Origin of the sequence: Methanolacinia paynteri, assembly GCF_000784355.1 — an archaeon.
GTDB lineage: Archaea > Halobacteriota > Methanomicrobia > Methanomicrobiales > Methanomicrobiaceae > Methanolacinia > Methanolacinia paynteri.
Map to the genome: position 1 here is coordinate 2,569 of NZ_KN360935.1, position 7,236 is coordinate 9,804.

General features: G+C 38.9%; 7 protein-coding genes and 1 tRNA gene. 6 read left to right on the forward strand and 2 right to left on the reverse strand.

What is annotated here, in order from left to right; all coding sequences use genetic code 11:
* Window positions 1-91: 91 nt before the first annotated feature.
* Window positions 92-2,356: a hypothetical protein gene (locus METPAY_RS09245; protein WP_157199052.1), complete on the reverse strand. Its 2,265-nt coding sequence runs from the start codon at window positions 2,354-2,356 to the stop codon at window positions 92-94.
* Window positions 2,357-2,732: 376 nt separating this feature from the next.
* Here METPAY_RS09245 and rffA point away from each other — a divergent pair, with 376 nt between their 5' ends.
* From rffA to METPAY_RS09275, 6 genes are all read left to right on the forward strand, one after another.
* Window positions 2,733-3,863 carry a dTDP-4-amino-4,6-dideoxygalactose transaminase gene (gene rffA / locus METPAY_RS09250; protein WP_048151681.1) on the forward strand — a complete coding sequence of 377 codons (1,131 nt, stop codon included), beginning with the start codon at window positions 2,733-2,735 and terminating at the stop codon, window positions 3,861-3,863.
* A 33-nt stretch (window positions 3,864-3,896) separates the two neighbouring features.
* Window positions 3,897-4,325 carry an acyltransferase gene (locus METPAY_RS09255; protein WP_048151684.1) on the forward strand — a complete coding sequence of 143 codons (429 nt, stop codon included), beginning with the start codon at window positions 3,897-3,899 and terminating at the stop codon, window positions 4,323-4,325.
* 192 nt (window positions 4,326-4,517) lie between these two features.
* Window positions 4,518-5,450 (forward strand): glycosyltransferase family 2 protein, encoded by a 933-nt coding sequence (locus METPAY_RS09260; RefSeq protein ID WP_048151686.1) that lies wholly within the window; start codon window positions 4,518-4,520, stop codon window positions 5,448-5,450.
* Window positions 5,443-5,817: a DMT family transporter gene (locus METPAY_RS14260; protein ID WP_052418756.1), complete on the forward strand. Its 375-nt coding sequence runs from the start codon at window positions 5,443-5,445 to the stop codon at window positions 5,815-5,817. The genes METPAY_RS09260 and METPAY_RS14260 overlap by 8 nt, the downstream gene beginning before the upstream one ends.
* 23 nt (window positions 5,818-5,840) lie before the next feature.
* Entirely contained in the window at window positions 5,841-6,155 is a 315-nt protein-coding gene (locus tag METPAY_RS09270) for a hypothetical protein (protein ID WP_157199053.1), read from the forward strand.
* A gap of 201 nt (window positions 6,156-6,356) precedes the next feature.
* Window positions 6,357-6,935, forward strand: a complete 579-nt coding sequence (locus METPAY_RS09275) for a class I SAM-dependent methyltransferase (RefSeq protein ID WP_169743656.1) — start codon at window positions 6,357-6,359, stop codon at window positions 6,933-6,935.
* Between the two features lie 156 nt (window positions 6,936-7,091).
* Here METPAY_RS09275 and METPAY_RS09280 read toward each other — a convergent pair.
* Window positions 7,092-7,166 (reverse strand) — tRNA-Arg (locus tag METPAY_RS09280).
* Window positions 7,167-7,236 lie beyond the last annotated feature (70 nt).

Below are 7,236 nucleotides of genomic sequence, written 5' to 3' on the forward strand. Positions count from 1 at the left end.
AAAGGAAGATCAAGAATTCCAGATCAGATATTTTAAAAACAGAAATAAATGAACAAATAAAAATTTAAATAATAAAATAATATAGATCAATCTATAATTTACCCATATAGGATTCTATTTTCCGCCTCTTAAGTATTACAACAATTAGAAGGAGTATTCCTATAATACTTACAATTATACCATATTTGACATCCACAGGATCGAACCTGAAGGTAACTTTGTCCGTATCGGACATCAACTCCTGTCCAACCATATTGCCAATCGGCACGGCATCCCGATCATTAACTATCCAGCCGTTATAGTAAGCAGTCTTCAGTACCGCATAATCCCCCTCCCTGAAGTCGCCTTCGATGACAACCTCGTCAGGAGAGAACTCCGTTATTTTCGCGGGAACCATGGTGTCCTCCCGGACGACAAATGCATTTGGCAAGACTTCTTCGGCTTTATAGACGGAGATATTTTCGACTTTAAATGTATATTCGGGGATGTTTTGATTACCATTTTCCAGATAGGAAGTATCAATAATATAATCGGCGGTGTAATACGTAGTATTTCCAATATTTATGGCGGCAGGCAGGGAAGATTTGAGAACGTAAGGATAATGACCCCTGAGTGTATGAATCCCATTCTTCATAAGTATATAATTAAAATCCTGGTGATAGTATTCCCATCCATAGGTGTATGCCCATATCTGGGGATTATCAGAACCCATTTCCAGTATTTTATACGAGATCTCATTCGCAGGACTGGTATCCAGGTGCGGGTTCATCTCTATCGACCCGTTTGCCGGCGAAATTAACGTCAGGGTTGCCATAGAGACTACCAAAAAAGAAGCCAGAAGCAATAGAGCATATTGGTTCTTCGGTTCTTTAGAGAAGATCTTTTTATCACCGCTGAAGAGGGCGATTATTACAATAAGCGCAATCACCAAGAATACCGGAATTATTGATAATATCATTTCCGAATTCAGAATGATCAATACTATCAGATTAAGTAACAAAGCCAGAACAAGATAATATTTTAATGTTTTTTCAGAGAATTTCTCCAGGTAGAGCAATACAATAAACACTACCACCAATAGCAATGCAATTATTGAAGTGAAATCAGGTACCGTCTGATAAGGCAGTTCTAGAAGTTTAACGAGGATCAGCAAACCCCCTAGCAGTTTAATATTATATCCCTGTTCGCCTGAAAGAGAAATTTTGTTAGAATTCTCCGGAAGTTTGTATAATATATCCAGGCCATATACTGCCAGCAGTAAGATTAACGGCAACAATGGACCGAAAATTCTTCCCGGGCATCTCAGGTTATCCAATCCTGGCAGATAATGTATAAACCAGAGAAGATTATTCCCGCCGTCAGCCCATATAAAGGAAAAACAAATTGCAATTATTGAGGGGACTGCAATTTCCTTTTTTCCGAAGACCAAACCGACTATTGCAAAAAGAACACAGATTACTCCGATTAAAGCGCAGCTTTCCGGTAACCAGAACGAAGAAACTACATCAATAGGAGTTCCGAACAATAATGAAGAAAGGTTGTTTTCTAATGATCCACCCCCCGCCAGAATCTCAATATCATCTATACGAACAATATTATCAGAAAATCCAAGTGCAGGAATTACTTTGATACCCAATATCATTATGCTGAATATCGTTGGAATAAGTAATACCGCCAGATAATGAAGCACTTTCTTTGTTTTAACAATATAATACAGGATAAAGATTGAAATGATCAGATATGCAAAGGCGATATTGTAGACATTCCCCATTGCCAGCAGTAAACAATTGAGCAATATCAAAAATATATAATTTTTTACCTCATTCTCTTTTAAATATAATATTTTAGCGAAATAATAGTATAACAAGGGTATCCAGGCATATGCAAATACAAAAAAGATATGACCTGCGTATACACGGGACAGCATCAGCCCGGAAAATACATATAAAAGAGATATTAAGAATGAAAACTCCTTTCTGCTTGTAACTAAGGTGCTGAATTTATGCATTGCAAAAAACGCAATGAGAATATGGAGAATTACTACAAAATTGACAATGAAAACATCATTAAAAATATAATAGAAAGGGAAAGACAAGGGATACAGTCTGTCTGCCATGAAATTTGAGATATCGGGCATACCCGACAGCCACAAATTATTCCACAATGACAGCGGATTGGCGGCGAAGAAGACATTCGGCTCATAGACCGATAAAATATCCTTATAGTCACCAACCAGTAAATTTTTATTAAGAATCACATAATTAAAAGCAACCAGAATAATTAGAAAGGGGACGATTACATACGGCAAAGAACCATATTCATCTTTTAATTTCGATACCCAGCGCATTAAATCCATGTAAGATTTATTAATGGTTTTGTTAGTAAATAGTTTTTTATTCAATAAAATTCGTGATTGTTACCGGGAATCTCTCCAGGCCACAGATCGCGGGCAAATTCAAAAGACCATAGAGATATAAAACTGGAATCACATATTTTTTAACACAACAATCGGAAAAATAAGTATTAGCAGAATCATGACGGATTCCCTGCCGGCTTCAGCTTTCCAGAAAAATCCAAAGGAGAAAGGGGCTGTATTGAACGTATTGAAGAGACTACATACAATACGGGATGTATTAGGAATAAGGAATCCACAGAGAACAGCAGGCGCTACGAAATTACCGAGTATAGAAGACATTTAAAAAGAATCTCAAGATCCGAAGGTGAAATATAATATGATTCCATTTAACCGGCAGGCTCTTTTCGGCAATGAATTCAGCTATATCCAGGACGCTTTTGAGCAGGGAAAGATCTCCGGAGACGGCAAATACACAAAATTTTGCACCAACTTTATGCAAAAGAGATTTTCTGCTGAAAAAATTCTCCTCACACCGTCCTGTACCCATGCTCTTGAACTTGCAGCACTCCTGATCAACATTCAGCCCGGAGACGAAGTGATCATGCCTTCATATACATTCGTATCAACTGCCACCGCCTTTGTCCTGCGTGGCGCACGGCCGGTCTTTTGTGATATCAGAAGTGACAACCTCAATATCGACGAGGACAAGATCGAAGCGCTGATCACAAAAAGAACACGTGCGATTGTACCCGTTCATTATGGTGGCGTCGCCTGTGAAATGGATAAAATAAACGAAATTGCAGACGAAAACGGGTTGTATGTCGTTGAAGATGCGGCACAGGGTGTCAACGCAAAATATAAGGGCAGATATCTTGGAACCATCGGCCATTTCGGCTGCTATAGTTTCCACGAAACAAAGAATTACTCGATGGGTGAAGGCGGTGCGATTGTCATAAATGATCCCGGGTTTATAGAAAGGGCTGAGATTCTCCGGGAGAAAGGAACAGACAGGAGCAAATTTTACCGCGGGGAGGTTGATAAATACTCCTGGGTGGATATCGGATCGAGCTACCTTCCGTCAGATATCTCCGCTGCAATTTTATGGGCCCAATTGGAGAATCTTGACGAAATTCAGCAAAAACGAAGACACATACACGAACGGTACTTCAATGGACTGGCAGAACTGGAAAAGGAAGATTTTTTGCGGCTGCCTGTTATCAACGAATTTGCGGAGTCAAACAATCATCTCTTCTATATACTGATGAACTCTGAACGGGAGAGAGATGAACTCCTTGCCTACTTAAAAGAAAATGGTGTTTATGCAGTGTTCCATTATGTTCCTTTGCATATGTCTACCTACTACCACAGGAATTACGGGGAGATTTCATTACCACTGACGGAAGATTTGAGTGCAAGGCTGATCCGGCTGCCGATGTACTACGAGCTATCAGATGATGAAATAACAAGAGTTATTGATTTGGTAAGGAAATGGCATGATCATAACTGAACTGAATGAAATGCCAGGTGAGATGGAGGTTAAATGAACAGAAAAGGTAAAGAGTACAATGATTTCTGTATAATAATGGGTGAGCCGACAATTGGAAAGAACGTGTGGATCGGCTATTTTACCGTGATAGACGGGACAGGCGGTTTAATAATCGAAGATGGCGTTGAAGTAAGTTCGGGTGCGAAAATAATGTCCCATTCAACTGAATGGCGCTGTATAAATGAGAAAAGAATTGTTAACGGGGAGATTAACAAGGAAGATATCTCTTACAAACCGGTTATTGTTGGGAAATATTCATTTATCGGTACAAATGCCGTAATTCTTAAAGGCGTTAAAATCGGCCATCACAGCATTATCGGTGCCGGAAGTGTAGTAACCAGGGATATCCCTCCGTATTCAGTAGCTGTAGGCATTCCTGCCAGGGTGACCGGGGATTCAAGAGAATTCAGAGGCGGGAACTAACATATTCCGGCCTTGCAGATATAATAATTTTATAATACAATTCAAATTCTTTTATTCAAAGGTGCATGAAATAATTTAAAATTCGGGTAAAATTTCACATGATATAAAAAAATGCATTAAATTAATGAAATATTAAATAGAATCCCGCATATAAGTCTATATAAATTCAATCCATCAGTTAAAAGGATTAATATGAAACTATCTATAGTTATTCCCATATATAACAGTGAATCCACCCTTATCGAATTAACTGACCGGCTGATAAAAACATTTGAAGATCTAATCCCTGGTTACGATTACGAGATTATACTCGTTGACGACTGTAGTAACGATAACAGCTGGACCTTGATGAAAAAGATCCACAATGAGAATAACAGGATAAAAGTAATCCACCTTTTAAAAAATTTTGGTCAGCATAATGCTACGCTCTCCGGACTCCATTATGCCGAAGGAGATTACATTGTCATTATGGATGATGATCTTCAGCATCCGCCTGAAGAAATACCCAAACTCATCAGCAAAATTCAGGAGGGTTATTCGGTCGTTTATGGAAGGTATGAAATAAAAAAACACAGCAGGCTGGAAAATTTTTTCAGCAAAAGGTTTCAGAATTTCATTCATTCCATACTCGATATACCCGCAAGTCTGTCGGTTACAAGTTTTGCAATATTTTCATCAGATGTAGTTAAAAACATGATCTCCATCAGGTCATCATATATATTCCTGCCAGCTCTGGTCAGTAAAAGCGTCCCGGTTAACAAGATTACCAACATTATTGTAGATCATCATCCCCGCAAAGTCGGATCATCAAACTATCATTTTCGAAAATACATGGCGCTCTTCCTGAATCTGATTATAAATTATTCAAATATCCCATTATTTATCGTCGGTATAATAGGAATTGTTTCAAGTGTTCTAAGCATTTGTTACGGATTATACATACTCGGGCACTTCATGATGGACCCGACATATGGTTTAATGGGATGGAATTCTCTTATAGTAGCCATAACACTTCTCGGAGGCCTGACTCTTCTGTCAATTGCAGTTATAGGGGAATACCTTCGCAGGATTTTAACTGAAGTCTCTTACGGCCAGCAATATGTTATCGGAGAAATGTATGTTTAGGCCGAAATGGATCTATTTCTCCTTTATCGTTCTTGCAGTAATTTTTCAGGCATCTGCAGGCATATTTTTTAAATACGCTGCAATAACCCTGGCAGGTATCAATCTCGCTTCTATAATGTCAAACCTGTTTTATATTCTGGCACTGGTCTGCATGTTCCTCCAGGCTGTTGTATGGCAGCAGGCGCTAATTTATTATCCGCTTTCATATGCATATCCGTTCATAAGTATGGTCAGTTTTGTAGTCCTTATAGCCTCGGCAGTCCTCTTTCAGGAAGGAATAACGATGACTAATATCCTGGGTCTCGTCCTGATATCTGTCGGAATAACAATCGTCTCACGGAAGGCAACGGGGCACATTAATACATGATAGTTTCACTGGGGCTTGTCTTTATGACGGTTTTGCTAACAGGAATAAGTCAGGTTCTCCTAAAGACAGGATCGTTAAAAGGCAGGGCTGACAACAGGTTGTTTGGAGAATACCTGAACATTTACACATTAAGTGCATACGCCATTCTGCTTTTGGTAACCGTAATCTCGGTAATTGCGATGATTGAGGTTCCGCTGAAACTGTTCTATGCAATCGCATCGCTTAATTTTGTGGTGGTAACCTTACTGTCATGGATATTGCTGAAAGAAGAAGTCAATGGATGGATAATTACCGGGGTGGTTGTCATTGTTGCAGGCATTGTGATTTTCAACTTGTAGAGGACTTCAGCCGGTGCCGTGTATAGTACCAGGATAACAAATCATTCACCTGATAACCAGAGCCATAATCGCATGATTAAACTATGACCTGCCATTAAAATAATAATTAATTACAATCCAGAATAATTAAAAGGGTTAAATATGGAGATCTTCAGTTCGATAAAAAAAACCTTAAATCATCCGGTAATTTATTCGTCCGCAATGAAAATTCTCGGTTCGGACCGCACTTTCACTATGATGATCGATGAATACATAAAACCTAAAAGCGGGGACAAATTACTTGATATCGGATGCGGGCCGGCAAATATTTTCAATTATCTTCCTCAGGATGTTGCATATACGGGACTGGATTATAATGAAAAATATATCGAAGCTGCAAAGGAAAGATACGGAGAAAAAGGAACCTTCATTCTTGGAGAGGTCTCAGATGACATATATGACAATCTGGCCGAAAATTTTGACATAGTCATCGCAACAGGTGTCATTCATCATCTTTCAACAGATGAGGCAACCAGTATGCTTATGAAGGGGTATGAATGCCTGAAAGAGAACGGGAAAATAGTAACGGTAGACAATGTATATGATAATTCATTGAGTTTCATCAATAAAACCGCACTAAAAATGGACAGGGGAGCATATATAAGAAATGAACAGGAGTATCTGTCCCTTTTTACCCCGTTTCCAGACGTCCGGTGCTCGGTTGTGAAATCGCCATTAAGGATACCATATTACTACATCATCTGTACAGTAACAAAGAGAAATCTCTCTGGATCTGACTAGGATCACCACTAAATCGCGGCAAAGTCAAATCTATAAAAAAAATCAAATTATATTTTCGTGGATTTAATGCAATTAACGCAGATCCGGCCAGTATGTCGAGATTTCATATAAAAAAACAGGAATACTGTATATAAAAGCTATAAGAGAGTTATAGAACGGGCTTGAGGGGATTCGAACCCCTGACTTTTAGCTTAGGAGGCTAACGCCATATCCAGGCTAGGCCACAAGCCCTCACGAGAACTGCTCTAATAACTAAGACTGTATAAGCTATAAGAGTTGCTGATATACAGATTAAGGCAGA